13 protein-coding genes and 1 pseudogene are annotated in these 19,054 nt (G+C 63.8%); 9 read left to right on the top strand and 5 right to left on the bottom strand.

The features are described 5' to 3' along the window. Positions 1-84 precede the first annotated feature (84 nt). Positions 85-1,299 (top strand): MFS transporter, encoded by a 1,215-nt coding sequence (locus LB554_RS12410; protein ID WP_224584796.1) that lies wholly within the window; start codon positions 85-87, stop codon positions 1,297-1,299. Here LB554_RS12410 and dgcA read toward each other — a convergent pair. After that, positions 1,270-2,253: an N-acetyl-D-Glu racemase DgcA gene (gene dgcA / locus LB554_RS12405; RefSeq protein ID WP_224584794.1), complete on the bottom strand. Its 984-nt coding sequence runs from the start codon at positions 2,251-2,253 to the stop codon at positions 1,270-1,272. The two genes, LB554_RS12410 and dgcA, sit on opposite strands and share 30 nt — an antisense overlap. 77 nt (positions 2,254-2,330) lie before the next feature. Here dgcA and LB554_RS12400 point away from each other — a divergent pair, with 77 nt between their 5' ends. The 4 genes from LB554_RS12400 (at position 2,331) to LB554_RS12385 (ending at position 6,408) form a co-directional block, all read left to right on the top strand. Next, positions 2,331-3,518, top strand: a complete 1,188-nt coding sequence (locus LB554_RS12400) for an ABC transporter permease (RefSeq protein WP_140664278.1) — start codon at positions 2,331-2,333, stop codon at positions 3,516-3,518. Positions 3,519-3,522: 4 nt separating this feature from the next. After that, positions 3,523-4,332, top strand: a complete 810-nt coding sequence (locus LB554_RS12395; RefSeq protein ID WP_224584792.1) for an ABC transporter ATP-binding protein — start codon at positions 3,523-3,525, stop codon at positions 4,330-4,332. 14 nt (positions 4,333-4,346) lie between these two features. After that, positions 4,347-5,720: an MCE family protein gene (locus LB554_RS12390; RefSeq protein ID WP_140664276.1), complete on the top strand. Its 1,374-nt coding sequence runs from the start codon at positions 4,347-4,349 to the stop codon at positions 5,718-5,720. A gap of 79 nt (positions 5,721-5,799) precedes the next feature. Beyond that, positions 5,800-6,408: an ABC-type transport auxiliary lipoprotein family protein gene (locus LB554_RS12385; protein WP_140616262.1), complete on the top strand. Its 609-nt coding sequence runs from the start codon at positions 5,800-5,802 to the stop codon at positions 6,406-6,408. Between the two features lie 37 nt (positions 6,409-6,445). On the opposite strand, the pseudogene LB554_RS12380 reads toward LB554_RS12385, so the two are convergent. After that, positions 6,446-7,050: pseudogene (locus LB554_RS12380) on the bottom strand (exonuclease). Positions 7,051-7,174: 124 nt separating this feature from the next. Then, a complete protein-coding gene (locus LB554_RS12375) occupies positions 7,175-13,528 on the bottom strand; it encodes a kinesin (RefSeq protein ID WP_224584790.1) in 6,354 nt (2,117 codons plus the stop codon). A 274-nt stretch (positions 13,529-13,802) separates the two neighbouring features. On the opposite strand from LB554_RS12375, the gene LB554_RS12370 reads away from it, so the two are divergent. The 3 genes from LB554_RS12370 (at position 13,803) to LB554_RS12360 (ending at position 15,755) form a co-directional block, all read left to right on the top strand. Continuing rightward, positions 13,803-14,171, top strand: coding sequence for an Hpt domain-containing protein (locus LB554_RS12370; RefSeq protein WP_015317671.1), 369 nt, complete (start codon positions 13,803-13,805; stop codon positions 14,169-14,171). Between the two features lie 143 nt (positions 14,172-14,314). Further along, on the top strand, positions 14,315-14,635 hold the full coding sequence (locus tag LB554_RS12365; protein WP_015317672.1) for a 2Fe-2S iron-sulfur cluster-binding protein: 321 nt from the start codon (positions 14,315-14,317) through the stop codon (positions 14,633-14,635). Between the two features lie 88 nt (positions 14,636-14,723). Continuing rightward, positions 14,724-15,755 (top strand): NAD(P)/FAD-dependent oxidoreductase, encoded by a 1,032-nt coding sequence (locus tag LB554_RS12360; protein WP_140616266.1) that lies wholly within the window; start codon positions 14,724-14,726, stop codon positions 15,753-15,755. Here the strand turns inward: LB554_RS12360 and LB554_RS12355 are convergent, their stop codons facing one another. Together LB554_RS12355 and LB554_RS12350 are read right to left on the bottom strand one after the other, a co-directional pair. Then, on the bottom strand, positions 15,756-17,237 hold the full coding sequence (locus LB554_RS12355) for an MDR family MFS transporter (protein WP_224584788.1): 1,482 nt from the start codon (positions 17,235-17,237) through the stop codon (positions 15,756-15,758). A gap of 230 nt (positions 17,238-17,467) precedes the next feature. Next, positions 17,468-18,088: a DUF922 domain-containing Zn-dependent protease gene (locus LB554_RS12350; protein WP_224584786.1), complete on the bottom strand. Its 621-nt coding sequence runs from the start codon at positions 18,086-18,088 to the stop codon at positions 17,468-17,470. A gap of 114 nt (positions 18,089-18,202) precedes the next feature. Between LB554_RS12350 and folP the strand changes: the two genes are divergently transcribed. Next, a complete protein-coding gene (folP, locus tag LB554_RS12345; protein WP_224584784.1) occupies positions 18,203-19,051 on the top strand; it encodes a dihydropteroate synthase in 849 nt (282 codons plus the stop codon). Positions 19,052-19,054: the final 3 nt, after the last annotated feature.

The following is a 19,054-nucleotide window of genomic DNA, read 5'->3' as shown; positions in this document are numbered from 1 at the left end:
CCGGTTTCGTCCGGTTTTTCCTCATGTTAAGGATCGGCTTGCGCTGCTCGCCGGTCGTTGAGCGCAGCGTCATTGGATCGATTCATGCCGCTGCCACCGCTTTCGCCCGAACAACTCGTGAAGCCGAGCCGTTTTGAACTGCGCATGAGCCTGATCTTCGGCACGTTGTTCATATCGCTTGGCACCCATTTGCCCTATTTCCCGCTTTGGTTGCAGGCCAAGGGGTTTCATGCCGAGCAGATCGCCGTCATCCTGGCGGCGCCGATGTTCCTGCGCGTCGTAACGACGCCGCTGCTGACCACACTTGCCGATCGAGCCAGGGACCGCGCCGATGTCTATGTCGTGCTCGTCGCCGCATCGCTGCTGCTGTCCGCGGGATACTTCCTGACCCCGACATACGCGACGGTGCTGGCGGTGTCGCTGGTGCTGACCATTGTCTGGACGCCACATTCGCCGATCGCCGATTCGCTGGCGCTTTCGGGTGTGCGCCGCTTCGGGGCCAATTATGCGAGCATGCGCAAATGGGGGTCGATCTGTTATCTCCTGGCCAATGTCGCCGGCGGTTTCATCCTGGCGGCCAGTGGCCCTGGAGCCGTCCCGGTGATCATATTCCTTGCCCTTGGCGCGGCACTCATCGCAGGCCTGCTGGCACCGCGCATGGGACGGCCGCGAAAGGCCTCGCCGCTGTCGGCAGTGGAAATCCAGCATGCGGCGCCAAGCCTGTTCAACGCTTATTTCCTCTCCTTCACCCTTGGCGTCGGCATCATTACAGCCAGCCACGCCTTCCTCTACGGTTTCGTTTCCATCTATTGGAAATCGATCGGCATCAGCGATTCCGTTGTCGGCCTGCTGTGGGCGTGGGGCGTGGTGTCCGAAGTCTGCATGTTTTTATTTTTCAACCGTATTTTCGCCTCCGTATCTGTCGTCAAGGTGATGGTGATTGCCGGCATTGGATCCGTTGTGCGCTGGATCATCTTTCCACTGATATGGCCGCTCGGCCTCGGCACCGCCGGCTTCTTTGCCGTGCAGTCGCTGCATTCGGTGTCTGTCGCAATGGTGCTGATCGGCCTGCAGAAAATGATCGGCGAGACCGTCTCCGAAGAGCGCACGGGTGCCGCGCAAGGCATCGCCTATTTCTTCAACGGCTTCTTCATGGCCGCCGTTACGCTTGTTTCCGGCCCGCTCTATGACCGTCTCGGTGTCGATGGATTCCTGGCGATGATCCCGATCGCGATCGTCGGCCTTATGCTGATCGGGTTTGCCGCGCGCTCAGCCCCACAGAGCCCGGTCCGGGGGTGAGACGAGCGATCCCTGGTAAACGAGACCCGGCACACGATCCCGGGCAAGCAGCAGCGGACCGTCGAGGTCGACGAAATCCGCTCCTTGCGCGAGCAGCACCGCCGGCGCCATTGCCAGCGACGTGCCGACCATGCAGCCGACCATGAGGCCAAAACCCAGCTCACGGGCGCGGTCGCGCAAGGTGAGCGCCGCCGTCAGCCCGCCGGACTTGTCGAGCTTGATGTTGACAGCGTCGTAGAGGCCGACAAGCGCCTCGAGGTTTCCTGCTTCATGGACGCTCTCGTCAGCGCAGATCGGCACCGGATGGGCTATGTGGCGCAGGATGCCGTCACGGCCCGCCGGCAGCGGCTGCTCGATCAAGGCGATATCTTGCTTCGCGGCAAAAGCGAGATTCGCGACGATGTTGTCGTCGGTCCAGCCTTCATTCGCATCGAGGATCAATCGGCTCCCGGGCGCCGCCTGCCTCACCGCCTGGATGCGGGCGGCGTCGTTGTCGCCGCCGATCTTGACCTTCAGCAGCGGCCTGCCGGCATTGGCGCGGGCCTGCGCAGCCATCGCCTCCGGTTCGCCGAGCGACAGCGTGTAGGCGGTTTCGAGCTGATGCAAAGGGGCCGGCCAGATTGCGTTCGCCACCGGATTGCCGCTGATCTTGGCTTCAAGGTCCCACAGGGCACAGTCTACAGCGTTACGCGCCGCTCCGGCAGGCATTGCGTCGAGCAGGGCGGCACGGTCCATCCCGCCGGCGATCCGGTCGCGCATCGCCGCGATCGCGCCGCTCACGCCGTCCATGGTCTCGCCATAGCGCTTGTAGGGAACGCATTCGCCGCGACCGACATGGCCGTTGTCGCTGATCGTGCAGGTGATGACCTCGGCCTCTGTCTTGGAGCCGCGCGAAATGGTGAAGGTCCCGGCGATCGGAAAACGCTCGGCCTCGACCGAAATGACACGCGCCATATTTTTCTGCTCCGGCTATGCGAGAAGGGTTGTCGGCAAATCGACAAGGTCGGACCCATCAGGCTAAACAGGACGCCATGTTGACCATCGGCAAACGCGACGCAAGCGGCACGACCGCCTCGGGGACTGACCACGACCCGCGCGTCGCGGTCGGCGAGGAGGATGGGGTCCTCGGCTGTGCGTTCTCCGGCATCTGGACGACGCGGACGGTGGCGCTGATCGACGCCGAGATGCGCAAGATCGAGAAACGAAGCGGTTTCAAGATGTTGGCGCTCGATCTTTCGAAAATCGAGAAGATCGACACCGCCGGCGCCTGGCTGATCGATCGCTTGGTCAGCGTCTTCGAGAAGAAGAATGTCGAGGTAAGGCTGCAAGGCCAAAGTGACGTCGCTTCCATCCTGCTCGAAGCAGTGAGCGAGGCCGTCCGGCGCGAACCCGAAGCCGGACCGGCGGGACCACCCAACATTGTCATTCGGGCACTGGAGGCGGTGGGCCGGCGCGTCTACGAGATGCGCGACGATTTCCTCGCCTCGATGAACATATTGGGCGCCACCATCCGCGGCGCGCAGATGAAGCTCGGCCGTGGCCATGCCGTGAATCCGGCGGCGATCTTCAACCAGATCGATCGCATGGGCGTCGGCGCTATCCCCGTGGTGGTGCTGATGTCGGCGATCGTCGGCGCCATCGTCGCCCAGCAGGGTGCGTATCAGCTGAGCTATTTCGGCGCCGACATCTTCGTCGTCGACCTGGTCGGCGTGCTGATCCTGCGCGAACTCGGCGTGCTGATGACGGCAATCATGATCGCCGGCCGCTCCGGCAGCGCGATCACCGCCGAAATCGGCTCGATGAAGATGCGCGAGGAGGTCGACGCGCTGAAGGTCATCGGCCTCAATCCGATCGGCGTCCTGGTTTTTCCACGTCTGGTTGCCCTGGTGATCGCCTTGCCCTGCCTGACGATCATCGCCAATTTCGCCGCGCTCGGCGGCGGCATTGTCGCGGCCTGGCTCTACTCCGATATCCCCCCCGCTGCCTTCATCGACCGGTTGCGTGTCGCAATCGATCTCAGCACGATTTTCGCCGGGCTGATCAAGGCGCCGTTCATGGCCATGATCATCGGCACGATCGCTTCAGTCGAGGGCATGAAGGTCGGCGGCAGTGCCGAATCGCTCGGGCAGCACGTGACCGCTTCGGTGGTGAAGTCGATCTTCGTCGTCATCATTCTCGACGGACTTTTCGCTATGTTCTACGCAGCGATCCAGTTCTAGTAACATGGCAAAGGGAAACGGAATCACGACTGAGGCGCCGGACGAGAGCGAAATCGTGCTTTCGGTGCACGACGTCACCGTTGCCATCGACGACAAGCTGATCCTCGACAAACTGTCGCTCGACATCAAGCGCGGCGAGATACTGGGGTTCGTCGGTGCCTCGGGCGCCGGCAAGTCCGTGCTGTTGCGAACCATTCTCGGACTGATGCCCAAGCAGTCGGGAACAATCAAACTGTTTGGCGTCGACGTCGACAAGGCAAGCGACCTCGGGCGGCTGCGCATCGACATGCGTCTTGGCGTTCTGTTCCAGCATGGGGCGCTGTTTTCGGCGCTGACCGTGATGGAGAACGTGCAGGTGCCGATGCGCGAATATCTCGATCTGCCAAGAAAGCTGATGGACGAACTGGCGCTGCTGAAAATCGAGCTGGTCGGACTGCCGCCGGATGCGGCGCAGAAGTTTCCCTCCGAACTCTCCGGCGGCATGATCAAGCGCGCGGCACTTGCCCGCGCCCTGGCGCTCGACCCCGACATCGTTTTTCTCGACGAGCCGACGTCCGGCCTCGATCCGATCAGCGCGGCCGAGTTCGACGAACTGGTGGTCAAGCTGCGCGACACCATGGACCTGACCGTCTACATGGTGACCCACGACCTCGACACGCTGTTTACCGCCTGCGACCACGTGGCGGTGCTCGGCAAGAAAAAGGTGCTGGTCGAAGGCACGATCGACGACATGCTGAAGAGCGAGGAGCCGTGGGTAAAATCCTATTTCCGCGGAAAACGCGCACGGCAACTTGATCTTGCCGCACGTGCATAGCCATAAGTGAAGCAATGGAAACCAGAGCCAACTACGTCATTGTCGGCATTTTCACGCTGGTTGCGATCCTGGCGGCGTTCGGCTTCGTCTATTGGACGGCGGCGATCGGCGACAGGGGCGAGACGACGCTGCTGCGGGTGCGCATTCCGGGCTCGGCCTCAGGTCTCGGCCGCGGCAGCTTCGTGCTGTTCAACGGCGTCAAGGTCGGCGACGTCAAGCGCGTCTACATCGACGTCGACAATCCGACTGTCGCCATCGCCGACACCGAGATCGACCGGATGACGCCGATCACCAAGTCGACGCAGGCCGACATCGGCCTCGCCGGCCTCACCGGGCAGGCCAATATCGAGCTCAAGGGCGCCGACCCCAAGGAAGTCAAGCTGCTCGACCAGGCCGAGAAGGAAGGCAAGGTCGCCGAGATCGTCGCCAATCCTTCTGCCGTGACCAATCTGCTGCAGACGGCGCAAAACATCTTCACCCGTGCCGACAAGGTGCTGACGGAGCTGGAAGGCTTCACCAAGGATGTGCGGGGGCCGCTGACGCAGACTGTGCAGAACGTGCAGACGTTTTCCGATGCATTGGCCAGGAATTCCGACGGCATCGACAAATTCCTGTCCGCCGTCAGCGCGCTGTCCGATGAGCTGAAAGGCGTTTCAGGCAAGCTCGACGGCACGTTGAAGGCAGCGGAAGGCCTGCTCAATGCCGTCGACAAGGACAAGATCAAGAGCATCGTTGCCAATGTCGATGCGGTGACGGGGAACCTCAAGGAAACCTCGCAGCAGCTGGACGGTGTGATCAGGAATGTCGATACGGCGGTGGGATCGGTCAACGATTTCGCCAAGCAGACGCAAGGCACGCTGGCCAAGGTCGACGGCGTGCTCGACGGCATCGATCCGGCGCAGGTGCGCCAAGCGCTCGCCAACATCCAGAAGGCCAGCGACAGCGCCAACAAGGCGGCTGCCGATATCGCGGAGGTGACCGGCAAGATCGCCAATCGGGCTGACGACATCGACCAGACGATCAAGGACGCGAGGCAGCTGGCGCAACGGCTCAACGACGCCTCGGTGCGGGTCGACGGCATTCTCGCCAAGGTCGACAAGCTGCTCGGCTCGGGCCAGGCCGACGGCGTGATGGCCGACGCCAGGGATACGCTGAAATCGTTCAAGCAGGTCGCCGATACGCTGAATGCCCGGCTTGGGGTTATCACCGACAATCTGGCGCGCTTCTCGGGCCAGGGGCTGCAGAATGTCGAGGCGCTGGTGCAGGATAGCCGCCGCTCGATCAACCGCATCGAGGAGGCGGTGACCGATCTCAGCCGCAATCCGCAGCGCATCCTTTCGGGCGGCGACGGCGAGGTTCGGCAGTTCGACGGCAGGGCGCGGCGTTGACTTCGGCATCGGCCCGCCGCAAGAACAGTGCTCGTGAATGCGGGTTGATCTTGCGATCAGGGGATAACGGGGATCACGCGTGAGATTGAGTAGGCTTGGAACGGGCGGGTTGAAATCGGCTGCGGTGCTGCTTGTCCTGGCGGTTGCCGGCTGCGCGGCGCTCGGCGGCAAGCCGGCACCGCTCGACACGTTCGAACTGTCGGCGCCGTCGGTCGACGCGCATGGCCACAGCCGCAAGCAAATCCTGATCGCCCAGCCTTCGGCGCTGAAGGCACTGGACAGCCAGAACATCGTCATCAAACCCTCCGACGGCTCGATCCAGTATCTGAAGGGCGCGCAATGGGCCGACCGCCTGCCGCTGATCGTGCAGGCGCGGCTGGCCGAGACATTCCAGCGCTCGGGCAGCTTTGCCGGCGTTGGCAAGCCGGGCGAGGGGCTGGCGATCGACTATCAGGTCATCGTCGAGGTTCGGTCCTTCGAAGTGCGCGTCAATGGCGGCGAACATGCCGAGGTCAACCTGTTCGTGCGCTTGCTCAACGACCGCAACGGGGAAGTGAAGGCTTCCAAGAGCTTCACCGCATCGGCACCCGTTTCGGGGAGCGGCAACCCGGCCTATGTCGGCGCGCTCGACGCCGCCTTCGGCGATGCGGCCAAGCAGGTCGTTCGCTGGACCGATTCGGTGATCTGAGCGCCAGGCGCGCCGGGATTCCACCAACGCTTCCGGGTTACGGACGGTCGAAGGTGTCCGGCCGCAGCTTTCCAGTCTTCATCAGGTGCTGCAGGGTGTAGGTTACGGACAGCGCATCGTCGAGCGCGTCATGCCCCTGCAGTGGCGGATGTTCGATAATCCGCAAGCTTGTTGCTCGGCGTCCTTGCCAGGTCCTCGATCGGCATGCCGGCCGCGACCAGCAGCTTGACCGCATTGTCGAACCGGGTGGCCGGGATAGGCGGCCTGATGCCCGCGACATAGCAACTGATGGCGATCATGTTCAGTTTGTCCTTGCCCCAGGACCAGAACCGGGCCCCATCGGAGAAACGATCGACGCCCGCAAGAGCATCTTCCAGCACGACGCCCTCGGCCTCGATGATTTCTTCGGTGATGCCGGTCAGTCCAGTGAAGAACGGATCGAGCGTGTACCGCTCGCCAAACCGGTCGACCGGTCTGATATAGGCCTTGTGCGTGCCCAGCACGGGGAATCACCTTCGAGGCCGAGCCTGCCGCGCCGATCTGCGCGATGATCGGATCGGGATCATGGGCCGCGCACCAGAATCGGCGTTGTGATCCCTCAAGGCAGAGAAATTCGCAGTCGAAGATGATTGCCGTCTTCACAACTCAGGATCCGGTTCCGGAAAGCGAGATCAAACCCGGATGCGTCTCCGGGTGGCGAGTCAGTTCCTTCAAGAAAAAGGCGGGAGACAATCCCCCGCCTCTTTCGGTTTGGCTTGTCGACCGCCTAATGCAGGCGGCCGCTGGCATGGGCCAGCATGGTGTAGACCTTGCCGGTGTCCGACGTGAGATAGGTCTGCGCCATGATGTTGTCGCGGTCGTTGCGCGAGACATCCTTGAGCAGCTTCTCGAAATCGTCGCAATAGCGGTCGACGGCGGTGCGGAATTCGGCCTCCGCCTGGTACTTGCGGCGGATTTCGTCGAACGTCTGCTGGCCCTTGAGCGTGTAGAGCCTGCGCGTGAACACGTCACGCTCGCCACGCCGGTAGCGGTTCCACAGCTCGATCGAGGCATCGTGGTCGATGGCCCGCGCGATATCGACGGACAGCGAGTTCAGCGATTCCACGACATGTGCCGGCGAACGCTGGGCAGGGGCCGCGCGCGGGGCTTCCGCTGGCGCCTGGGAAGCCGCCGGCCTGAGCTCGGCATCGTTCGACGCGGCGGTCAAGAGATCGCGCACCCAGCCGCCTTGCGGCGCGCGGGCAGTGGCGTCGGTGGCACGCTGGCGCGGTGCTGCCTCAGCCGGGCGATCCAGATCGAGCGTGCCGCGCAGTCCCGCGCCGCCCAGTGGCGCCTGTGGCGGGCGCAGGTCCGCCTGCGGTGCCGGGGCGCGACGGGGTGGCTCGGCGGCGCGTGCCGCCGGTGCCTGCGGCGCAGGGCGCAAGGGCCGCGGTTCTGAAGTGTCGCCGCCACGACCGGACTTCGCCACGATGTCCGAAAGCTCCTTCAAGGCGTTGATCTGCTCGGAAACCGCGCGGCGGATGGCCGATGTCGACTCCTTTGCCTCTTCCGGCATCTCGATGACGCCCTTCTTGAGCTCGGCGCGGGTGAGGTCGAGCTCGCTCTTGATCGAGCCCGCGGTGCGCCGCATCTCCTCGGTCGCATCGGCGAAGCGCTTGGTTGCCGAATCGACGACGTCGGTGATGGCGTTGCGGATCTTGTCGGCGGACTCCATTGTCTTGCCCTCGGCGTTCTGCAGGGTCTGGCCGACGAGATTTTCGAACGAGCGCATGACCCTTTCGAGATCTTCCGACTTCTTGACCAGGCCGACGGCGAGGTCCTCAAGTGAGGACTGCCTTTCCAGCGTGTGTTCGAGGTTGCTCTGGGCCGAGCTCAACAGGTCCGAGGCGCTGGCCAGCAAGCGGCTGTGTTCATCGAACTTGGTGGCGATCGAGGCGACTTCGCGCAAGGTCGACGACGACAGTTCCGTCAGCCTCGTCGTGTTCGAATCGACCAGACGCGCCGAGCTGGCAAAGGTCTGCGCCGCCTTTTCGGTGGTCGCCGCGAAGCTTTGCGTGCTGCCGGTCAGACGTTCGTCGACCTCGCCGAGGTTGACCGCGGCCTGCTCGATCAGCTGACCGAGCTGCGAGCTGGACTCGGTCATGCGGCCGATCAGATCGGCGACGCTGTCGGATAGCGACGAGCGGGCGCCTTCGACCGCCGACAAGGTTTCGGCGGTGCGGCTGGCCAGTGCGTTGACCAGGGCTGCATTCTCGCTGCGCAGCTTCTCGGTCGCGCGTTCCGTGACCTCTTCCATGCTCTTCTGCAGTTCCGAGCCGCCCTGGGCGAAGCGCTCGACCAAAGGCCGCGCGGTTTCGTCGAGGATCTTCGACATCTCGGCCGACCGCGCCGCGAGCATGGTGTTGAGCTCGCGGGTGTTGGCGCCGATCGTCTTGGCCGCGTCATTGGTGCTCTGGCCGATATGTTGTCCGACCGCGGTAAAGGTTTCCGCGATCACATTGGCACGCGATACGAGTTGTGCCTCGGCACTCGACACCTGCTCGTTGAGCTTCTGGCCCATCGTCTCGGTGGTGTAGGCGAGCCGGTTTTCGACCCCAGCGATCTGTTCTTCGACACGGGCGGCCGCTGCCGCCGCGCTCGATGCAAGACGCTCGTCGGCGCCGGCAAGTGCCTGCTCGATTTCGCGGGCGTGCACGGCCAGCTCCTGACCGGTCTGGCGGGCGCGATCGGCGACCCGCTGCTCGGTGCTTGCAAAGGCGCCGACAATGGTCTGCGCATGCTCGCCGATCGTCGAGGTGCTGTCGGCGATGCGCGAAACCAGGCGCTGGTCGGCGTCGTCGAAGATGCGGGCGATTTCGGATGCCCGGCTGGACAGCGCGTCCGAACCCTCGGCGATGCGCGAGACCAAATGCTGGTCGGCGGCATCGAAGATACGACCGAGGTCCGACGCGCGGGCGGCGAGCGCCTCGGCGGATTCGCCGATGCGCATGCCGAGCCGCTGGTCGGCGCTTTCGAAGTTCCGCAGGATGTCGCCGGCGCGGGCGGCCAGCGACTGCGCCGTTTCCACGGCACGGGCGACCAGCTTCTGGTCGGCCGCGTCGAACGTGCCGGCAATCTCGCTTGCGCGGGCGGCCAGCTGATCGGCGGTTTCCTGGGCGCGGGCGGCAAGCTTCTGGTCGGCCATGTCGAAGGTGCCGGCGATCTCGCCGGCGCGGGCAGCGAGTTGATCGGCGGTTTCGTGGGCACGGGCCAGCAGCGAGCTGGAGGTGTCATCGGCGCGGGCGAGCAGGGCGTTCGACGTATCCTCCGCACGGGCGTGGAGGCGACGATCGGCCTCCTCGAAGGTGCGGGCGATGTCTTCGGCCCGGGCCAGCAGGGCGGCGGACGTCTGCTCGGCGCGCTCGGCGATCTTGCGATCGGCGTCGCTGAAAGCCGCACCGGCCTGTTCGTGCAGCGTGCTGGTGACTTCCAGCACCTTTTCGCGCAATGCGCCGGCGACGAAGACAGCGCTCTTCTCGAGCACGTTGCGGACGTTGTCGACACCAGTCGAGAGCGCGCGCTCCATGGTGCCGGCGCGTTCCTCGATGATGCCGGTCTGGCGGCTGAACGCCTGCTCGATCTTGTCGACATCGGCGGCGATCGCGGCGGAAATGTCCGTGCTCCTGGCCGCGATCTGGTCGATGTGGCCGGACAGCGAACGATCGACCTCCTTGCGGCTCTCGGCGAGCTTGCCGAGATCATCTTCCAGCGCGCGGCTGAGCATGTTGCGGCCTTCGGACAACTTGCCGACATGTCCGGCGATGATATCGTCGATATCGCCGCGGCTTTCGGTCAGCTTCTGCAGGTCGGCTTCGAGAGCACGCTTGAGAATGTCGCGGCCTTCGGCGAGCTTCTCGACCTGGCCGGCGACCAGACCGTCGATGCTGGAGCGGCTTTCGGCCAGCTTGGCAAGGTCTGCCTCCAGCGCACGCTTGAGGACATCGCGGCCTTCGGCAAGCTTCTCGACCTGGCCGGCGACCAGACCGTCGATGCTGGAGCGGCTTTCGGCCAGCTTGGCAAGATCGTCCTCGAGAGCCTTCGACAAGGTCGAACGCTCCTGCACAAGCCGTTCCGCGTGATTGTTGACGTGGATGCCGACAGTCTCAAGGTCGGCCTCAAGTGCCTTCGACAAGGTCGAACGCTCCTGCACAAGCCGTTCCGCGTGACTGCTGACGTGGCTGCCGACAGCCTCGAGATCGGCCTCAAGCGCCTTTGACAGTGTGGATCGCTCTTGGGCAAGTCGGTCCGAGTGGCTGTTGACAAGGCTGTTGACGGTTTCGAGATCGGCCTCCAGCGCGCGGGCGAACTGGGCGCGGTCGTCGACCAGTTTCTGGGACTGATCGGCAACGGTGTTTCTGACCGTGCTGAGGTCGGCTTCCAATGCGCGGCGCAGGATGTCGCGGCCCTCGGCGAGCTTCTCGACCTGGCCGGCGACCAGACCGTCGATGCCGGAGCGGCTTTCGGCCAGCTTGGCGAGATCGTCCTCAAGCGCCTTCGACAAGGTCGAGCGATCCTGAACCAGCCTGTTCATGTGGTCGGCGATGACGCTGTTCACATTCTGCAGATCGGCTTCCAGAACACGTGAGAGCTGCCCGCGATCCTCGGCCAGCCTGTCCGACTGGCTTGATATGACGTTCTTGATCGTATTGAGGTCGGATTCCAGCGCACGCTTCAGGATGTCGCGGCCCTCGGCGAGCTTCTCGACCTGGCCGGCGACCAGACCGTCGATGCTGGAGCGGCTTTCGGCCAGCTTGGCAAGGTCGGCTTCGAGCGTCTGCGACAGCAGGCCGCGGTCTTCCGCCAGGCGTCCCGAATGGCTGTCGATCAGCCCGCGTATCCCCGACAGGTCGCTTTCGAGCGAACGGCCAAGCTGCGTGCGGTCCTCGGCCAGTTTCGCCGAATGCGCCTCGATGAGGTTCTTGATACCGGCAATGTCGTTTTCCAGCGCCTTGGCGAGCACCGCGCGGCCCTCGGCGATTTTCTCGACCTGGCCGGCGACAAGGCCGTCAATGTCGGCGCGGCTCTCGGACAATTTGCCGAGATCGGCCTCCAAGGCGCGCGACAAAATGTTGCGGCCTTCGGCCAGTTTTCCAACATGCCCGGCCACCATTTCATCAATGATGGTACGAGCTTGCACCAATTTTCCGGAGTCTTCGTTGAGAGCCAGTGAGAGCCGGTTGCGGCCCTCTTCCAGCCTTTCGAGGTGGCTGCCGAGCGACGCATCGATGGCGGCACGCGATTCGTTGACCTTGCGCAGGTCTTCTTCGAGCGCACGCGCTATCAGGCTGCGGCCTTCAGCCAGCCTCTGCACCTGGTTGGTCACCGCCGCATCGATGCCGGCGCGGCCTTCGTCGAATTTCTCCAGGTCCGCCTGCATGGCTGCCGCCATGCGCTCGCGGCTCTCGGAGAGCTTGCGGCTATGGTTTTCGACGGCTTCTTCGATACCGACGCGCGCGTCGGCAAGCCGCTGGATGTCGGCATCGAAGGAGCGCGACACGACGTGGCGGGCTGCCTCCATGCGGCCGGCGAAATCGCTGGCGCGCGCCTCGAGCATGGAAGAGGTCGAGGTGACAATGTCGGCCATGTCGGCGCCGATCTGGGTCTTGCCCTGATCGATCATGGCCGACAGCGTGTCCTTGCTCTCGGCGAAGGTGTGGGCGATTTCGCGCGCGCGCTCGACCAGCGTTTCGTTGATCTGGCGGGCGCGGGCTTCCAGCGCGGCATTGAGCTTCTGGGTGCCGGTGTCCAGCGCTTCGGCGCGGGTCTGAAATTCGCTGATCAGCGCCTGGCCGCGTTCGGCCAAGGTGCGTTCGATGCCGTTGAGGCTGGCCTCGAACTCGGAATTGAGGGTGCGCGCGGCGCCGCCGAGCAGCGACACCATGCCGGTGGTGCGATCGTCGAGCAGGTCCGTCAACGAACGGGTCAAACCGTCCGTGGTGTCCGTCAGCTTGGCGATACGGGTGTCGAGCAGGCTGGCGAAAGCCTCGCCGGAGGTCGAAAGCCGGTCGGTGATGTTGTCGAGGCGGCCTTCCACCGAATCGAAGATCGACATCGAGCTTTCGTTGATGCGGTCGATCAGCGTGTCGCCGGAATTGGTGATCGTCATCGACAGTTTGGTCGACGCGTTGAGGATGCTGTCACGAATGATGTCGCTTGCCGCGCCGATTTCATCGCGCAGCGTCTCGTGCGCGCCGGAGATCGAGGCGCGGACGCGTTCGGCATGGGTGACCACTGCTTCGCGTTCGCTGCCCAATCCGTCGACCAGCGACCTGATGCGGGTTTCGTTTTCCGAATAGGAGCGCTCGATCTGGTTGACCTCGCTGTGGACCAGCGTCTCCAGTTCGACGGCACGGGCAAGGGTGCGTTCGATGCCTTCGCCCATGGCAGCCACCTCGCGGCGGACGGCCTGGCCGATCATCATGACGCGATCCTGGGCCATGTTTTCCGGCTCGGTCAGGCGGAAGGCCACTTCCGTCATCGATTGCGCGGCGATGCGCATGTCCTGAGCGCGGCGAATCATCGTCGCGAAGGCCCAGAACAGGATGACAGGCACGATAGCCGCGACGGCAAGGCCGATCAGTTCGGGGCGGGCAAAGAACTGGTCCAGCGTGCGGATCCGCCAGATGCCCGGTCCAAAAAGCAGGTTCGCCAGTCCGCCGGCGCCCGCGATCCAGGCAAGCGAGACAAAGGCGATGACCCAGTAAATGGTGTTGGAGGCGCGCCTGTTCAGGCTGTGCAGAAGGGTCTTGTAATCTTTCTGACGATCGTCGTTGGCTGGCGCGAAGCCGGCGGGCTGGCCACCATTGCGCGTCTCGACCGGGCGAAGTTCGGCCGGCTTGGCGTTTGGCGCGGGCTTCGCGGCCTGGGGCTGATTGACGACGGGCGCAGGCTGCTGATTGCGTCCCTCGCGTGCCAGTTCGTCGGCGGCCTGTGATATCTGCGCTTCCAGATCTTCCATCGAGGCCGCGATATCGAGGTCGCCGCTATCGGTATCGCCGCTCAGGTCGAGATCGAGCGCTTTTTCGAGTTCCCTGGCTACGTCGCTGTCGAGAGTTCTGGTCGTTGTTGGTTTCTTCGCCATGCCTTCGCTACCCTGTACTAGCTGCCGCGGGGGCTTATAATTGTGCTTGTCTTACCCCCGCGCAGGAGGCTGAAAATGGACCCTCGTATCGTAATGACACAGGGGGGTAAAGAAAACATGCATTCCGCGGGATACGTAAAACTTTAAATATAAGGTTAACGGAAGCGTGATTTGGGCGCCGCTTTCGCAACATTTTTCCGGGCCATCCATTAACCCGTTGTCCACTGGATTCGCCTAGGTTTTCAGGCGACCGAAGAAAATGGAGTTCGAGTTCATGCGTGGCGAAAGCGGCATTGCCTTCTCAATGCCGGGGGGCGACGTATCGGGAACGAGGCAGTCCCGACCGGTCGATTTGGCACACCTTGCCCGGCAAACGATGGGCGACCGCGCCCTCGAGCAAGAGGTGCTGGCGCTGTTTGTACAGCAGGCACTGTCGGTACGCGACAAAATAGTCGATGCCGACATCAAGGACCGGCTCCTGCTGGCTCATGGTTTGAAAGGGTCGGCCCGTGGCGTGGGTGCCTTCGCCATCGCCGATTGCGTCACCGATATCGAGCATCGCCCGGAGGACGCCCAGACGCTCAAGCGGCTCGGCAGGCTGATCGACGAAGTGCGCGACTTCATCGCCGCCATCAATCGCTGATCCAGGTTTGCGACAAAAACGTCACGGAGCGCCGCTTTCGCACGGCAGTTGACTTGTTTGCCGGAGTGATTATCTCGGGCGAAACTCGCTTTCCCCTCGGGCGAACTCCCTTCGTCCGGGGCGAAACTCCCTTCAGGTGACAAATGACCAAATTGACCTTCATCGCCCATGACGGCACACATTTCGACGTGGACGCCGAAAACGGCTCGACGGTCATGGAGAACGCCATCCGCAACGCTGTCCCGGGCATCGAGGCGGAGTGCGGCGGCGCCTGCGCCTGCGCGACCTGCCATGTCTATGTCGATGAGGCATGGACGGCCGAAGTCGGCGAGCCCGAGGCGATGGAGGAAGACATGCTGGACTTCGCCTACGATGTCCAGCCGAACTCGCGCCTGTCCTGCCAGATCAAGGTACGCGACGCGCTCGACGGCCTGATCGTCCGGGTGCCCGAGCGTCAGGGCTGAAGCCAGCACGGGCGATTTTTGCCGCTGACGCTTGGCAGCGGGCCGCTGGTCATGCAGTCTCGCCCGGACTTTCGCAGCGAGGCGCATCATGACCGGCATCATCAGCACAGACGTCCTCATTGTCGGGGCGGGGCCGGTCGGCCTGTTCGCCGTGTTCGAGCTCGGCCTGCTGGACCTGAAATGCCACCTGATCGACATCCTCGACAAGCCCGGCGGCCAATGCGCGGAACTCTATCCGGAAAAGCCGATCTACGACATTCCCGGCTGGCCCTCGATCTCGGCGCAAGGGCTCGTCGACAAGCTGCTTGAGCAGGTCGCGCCGTTCCAGCCTGAATTCACCTATAACCGCATGGTCTCCAGCCTTGAGAAGCTGGAAGACGGCGGCTTTCGCGTCACCACGGACGAGAACGAGGTATTCGAGGCCAAGGTGGTGGTCATCGCCGCCGGCGGCGGCTCATTCCAGCCGAAGCGCCCGCCGATCCCGGGCATCGAACCCTATGAGGGCAAGAGCGTCTTCTATTCGGTGCGCCGGATGGAGGATTTCCGGGGCCATGACCTTGTCATCGTCGGCGGCGGCGACTCGGCGCTCGACTGGACGCTGAACCTGCAGTCGATGGCAAAGAGCGTGACACTGGTTCACCGGCGGGCCGAGTTTCGCGCGGCGCCCGACAGCGTCAACAAGATGTACGCCATGCAGGAGATGAAGCAGCTGGAATTCAGGGTCGGTCAGGTGACCGGGCTCACCGGAGCCGATGGCCAGCTGTCATCGGCCACCATCAAGGGTGGCCCGGATGGCGACATCGAGGTACCTTGCACCCGCATGCTGCCGTTCTTCGGACTGACCATGAAGCTCGGCCCGATCGCGGAATGGGGGCTCAATCTCCATGAGAACCTGATCCCGGTCGATACCGAGAAGTTCCAGACCTCGGTGCCCGGCATTTTCGCGGTGGGCGACATCAACTGGTACCCGGGCAAGCTGAAGCTGATCCTGTCGGGCTTTCACGAGGTGGCGCTGATGGCGCAGGCCGCCAAGCGCATCGTCAGCCCCGGCGAGCGCATCGTGTTCCAGTACACGACCTCGTCCACCAGCCTGCAAAAGAAGCTCGGCGTCTCCGGCTAGTTATTCCGCCAGGATCGGCGCCGGATCATCGACGTGGCCCCGAAGTTCTTTCTCGGGCATCAGCGTCAGCGTGACGAGGCCCAGCCCCAGAGTGCCGGCCGCGACGAGAAAGATCATCACGAAGGGTTGGGCCGATACGACATGTCCAGCCACCTGAACGCCTTCGCCGGCCAGCGGCAACCCAAAGCCAAGGGCGACCGCGCCGAGCATCGCCACCCCCAATGCACTGCCCAGCGAACGCAGAAAGGTAAGCACCCCCGTCGCCACGCCAAGATGCATGCGGTCGACGGCGTTCTGCACGGACACGGTGGTTACCGGAAATGTCGTGCCGGTTCCCAGCCCGATACAGATGGTGAGGACTTCGACGACAAGCAGCGATGCATGGCCGGCGACAAAGGCCAGCAGGCCCATGCACAGGATGGCGAAGACGACGCCGACCATGGCGATGCGCTTGTAGTGGGTGAAGCGTGGTATCAGGCGGCCGCTGGAAGCGGCGCCGCCCACGGTTCCAAGCAGAAGACCAAGCATTGCAATACCCGACTCGCTGGCCGTGAGGCCAAGTATCGACTGCAGATAGACCGGCAGATACACGGCAAGGCCGACACTGGAGGCCTGGAGCAGGAACATCGACAGGGTACCGGCCAGGACGATCGGGTTGCCCAGCACCTCGAGCGAGATGAGCGGTTCGGCCGCCCGCATCAGCCGCAAGGCAAAGGCGCCCCAGAACAGCGCGGAGCACGCCAGGACGCCGATGACTTCCGGCGATAACCAGGGGTAGGCACTGCCGCCCCAGTTCAGTGCCAGCAGCAACAGCGCCGTTGCCACGATCAGCAGCAATGCGCCAAGGCCATCGATGCTGTGGTTCTTGGCAGCGATGGGCAGCTTCTTGAGCGGCTTGTTGATGATCGCCATGGCAAGAAAGCCCAGCGGGATATTGATCCAGAAAATGAGAGACCAGTGCAGATGCTCAGCGAAGGTGCCGCCCAGCAGCGGCCCGGCGACGCTGGCAACGGCCCAGGTGCCGGAAAACCACGCCGCATAGCGCGCCCGCTCGCGCGGCGGGACGAGGTCTCCGACCACGGTCTGCGTCAGCGCGAAAAGACCACCGCCGCCGGCCCCCTGGATCGCGCGACCCAGGATGAGGACGAACATGTTGGGGGCCAGTGCGCTGACCAGCGATCCAGCAAGGAAGATGAGGATTGCCGCGTAGACGGTTGGCCGACGCCCATAGACGTCGGAAATCTTGCCGTAGAGCGGTGCCACGGCGGTTGCGGTCAAGAGGTAGCCGGTGACGATCCATGGCAGGTATTCGGCACGGCCGAGCAAGCACCCGATGGTCGGCATGGCGGGCGCGACGATGGTCTGGTCGAGGGCTGCCAGCAGCATCGACAGGAGAACGCCGCCAATAATGGCGTTCTTTTCGCTTTCGCTCAGCGGCGCGCTCACGGCCGCCACGGCCTGCTTGTCGACAGCCTGGTCCATAAATCTTCTCGTCCATGCGCTTTGCGCTGCCGCATCACCATTGGGCTTGTCTGGTGCATCCGCGGCGTGATCGATCGTGATGCCCGTGCTTCTGGATTGTGCCCTTGGCAACCCTGGATATGTCGTTCCGTATAGGCCGATTTCGACGGTTGCTCGAAAAAAATTCCAAGCTGGCACTACGCTTCCGCCCGGCTGGCTTGCATCCAGGCGAACGGAGGCGGCGAGGAGATTCAGGCCGGCGGCCGCAACTGGCCGCTCTCGATGCGCTCCATCCGGTAACGCAGCAGCCGCAGGATGCGGCTTTCGAAATTGGCGCCTTCGACACGGTCGAACCGCACCTGGTCCCTGTCGTGTTTGGCAAGCTCGGCCGCCGTGATCGCGGCGGCCTTGGCCTTTGCGGCGTCGCAATCCTTCTGCGGATAAGCTGCCTTCAGGGCGTCTTCCAGCGCGCGGCCGTGGTTCTGGGCGATCTCGACATGGCGGTCTTCATGGCGCTTGATGTCGGCGGACAAGGTATCCCAGAACAGCCGCACATCGGCGTCGGCTTTGCGCGGGCGGCGCCATTCGGGAAGGATCACCTTGACCTTGACGGTGACGACCGCGTCGGCGATCCGGCAGGAGCCCGGCTGGCTGGCGTAGCTGATGCGTGTCGTGAAAGCCATCTGGGTGGCGCCTGGGTGGCGCGACCCCGTGCTTTTGACCTGGGGCCCGTGTTTGGCAAGTTGCTGCTCGATATCCTCCAGCGTTCTGCCGCCAATGGGGAAATAGCTGTATGTCTTCACCAGATTGGCCGCATTCGCCGGAACGGCGGCGGTAAGCAGCAGTGCGCTGAGCAGGGATCGTATCATCATGTTGCCTCTTCAATCACCTTGCTTTACGGCCTTCGCCGGCGCAACGGAATTGATCCAATGCGGATCACACATCGTTGACGACATCTTGGTTGATGAGCCCATGGTTGAAGCGCAATGACGGCGGGGCGATGGCAACTGGCGCATGGGCGCCATCTTGAGCTTGGCGGCAAGGCCGTGGTCGTCGGCATCCTCAATGTCACACCCGACAGCTTCTCCGATGGCGGCTTGTTTGATGCTCCTGAACCCGCGCTCGCCCAGGCGCGCCGCATGATCGGGGAAGGAGCTGCCGTCATCGATGTCGGCGGAGAATCGACCCGCCCGGGCGCGGCCGCGATATCAGCCAGCGAGGAGCAGGCCCGTATCCTGCCCGTGATCGAGGCGTTGGCGCAGGTCGGCGACGTGCTGATTTCGGTCGACACCTATCGTGCCGACACCGCGCGGCTCGCCGTCAAGGCCGGTGCGCATATCGTCAACGACGTCTGGGGTCTGCAGCGCGAGCCCGATATTGCGCGGGTGGCGGCCGAAACCGGCGCCGGGCTCGTCATCATGCATACTGGACGGGATCGCGACAAGCTGACCGATGTGATTGCCGACCAGCTGGCGTTCCTGGGAAAATCGCTTGAGATCGGGCGCGGGCAAGGTGTCGCCGACGGCCATATCGTGCTCGATCCCGGCTTCGGCTTCGCCAAGGAGACGGCGGAGGAAAACCTCGATCTGATGGCACGGTTTGCCGAGCTTGGCGAGCTAGGCTTCCCGCTGATGGCCGGTACGTCACGAAAGCGTTTCATCGGCACCGTCACCGGCCGCGACGCCGCCGACCGGGCGGCCGGCACGGCGGCGACCAGCGTCATTCTCCGGCTCAAGGGCGCGCACCTGTTTCGCGTCCATGATGTCGCAATCAACGTGGACGCGCTGGCGGTGGCGGATGCTATGCTGGCGCGGGAAACCGGATCGGAACGCTGAGCC

This window comes from Mesorhizobium sp. CO1-1-11 (assembly GCF_020164995.1).
Classification (GTDB): Bacteria; Pseudomonadota; Alphaproteobacteria; order Rhizobiales; family Rhizobiaceae; genus Mesorhizobium; species Mesorhizobium australicum.
This window is presented reverse-complemented; position numbering and strand designations above follow the sequence as displayed.

Bases quoted from the DNA above. Each gene is read 5' to 3' on its own strand.
- LB554_RS12410 (WP_224584796.1), top strand. From the start codon at position 85: ATGCCGCTGCCACCGCTTTCGCCCGAACAACTCGTGAAGCCGAGCCGT.
- dgcA (WP_224584794.1), bottom strand. From the start codon at position 2,253: ATGGCGCGTGTCATTTCGGTCGAGGCCGAGCGTTTTCCGATCGCCGGG.
- LB554_RS12400 (WP_140664278.1), top strand. From the start codon at position 2,331: ATGTTGACCATCGGCAAACGCGACGCAAGCGGCACGACCGCCTCGGGG.
- LB554_RS12395 (WP_224584792.1), top strand. From the start codon at position 3,523: ATGGCAAAGGGAAACGGAATCACGACTGAGGCGCCGGACGAGAGCGAA.
- LB554_RS12390 (WP_140664276.1), top strand. From the start codon at position 4,347: ATGGAAACCAGAGCCAACTACGTCATTGTCGGCATTTTCACGCTGGTT.
- LB554_RS12375 (WP_224584790.1), bottom strand. From the start codon at position 13,528: ATGGCGAAGAAACCAACAACGACCAGAACTCTCGACAGCGACGTAGCC.
- LB554_RS12370 (WP_015317671.1), top strand. From the start codon at position 13,803: ATGCGTGGCGAAAGCGGCATTGCCTTCTCAATGCCGGGGGGCGACGTA.
- LB554_RS12365 (WP_015317672.1), top strand. From the start codon at position 14,315: ATGACCAAATTGACCTTCATCGCCCATGACGGCACACATTTCGACGTG.
- LB554_RS12360 (WP_140616266.1), top strand. From the start codon at position 14,724: ATGACCGGCATCATCAGCACAGACGTCCTCATTGTCGGGGCGGGGCCG.
- LB554_RS12355 (WP_224584788.1), bottom strand. From the start codon at position 17,237: ATGGACCAGGCTGTCGACAAGCAGGCCGTGGCGGCCGTGAGCGCGCCG.
- LB554_RS12350 (WP_224584786.1), bottom strand. From the start codon at position 18,088: ATGATGATACGATCCCTGCTCAGCGCACTGCTGCTTACCGCCGCCGTT.
- folP (WP_224584784.1), top strand. From the start codon at position 18,203: ATGACGGCGGGGCGATGGCAACTGGCGCATGGGCGCCATCTTGAGCTT.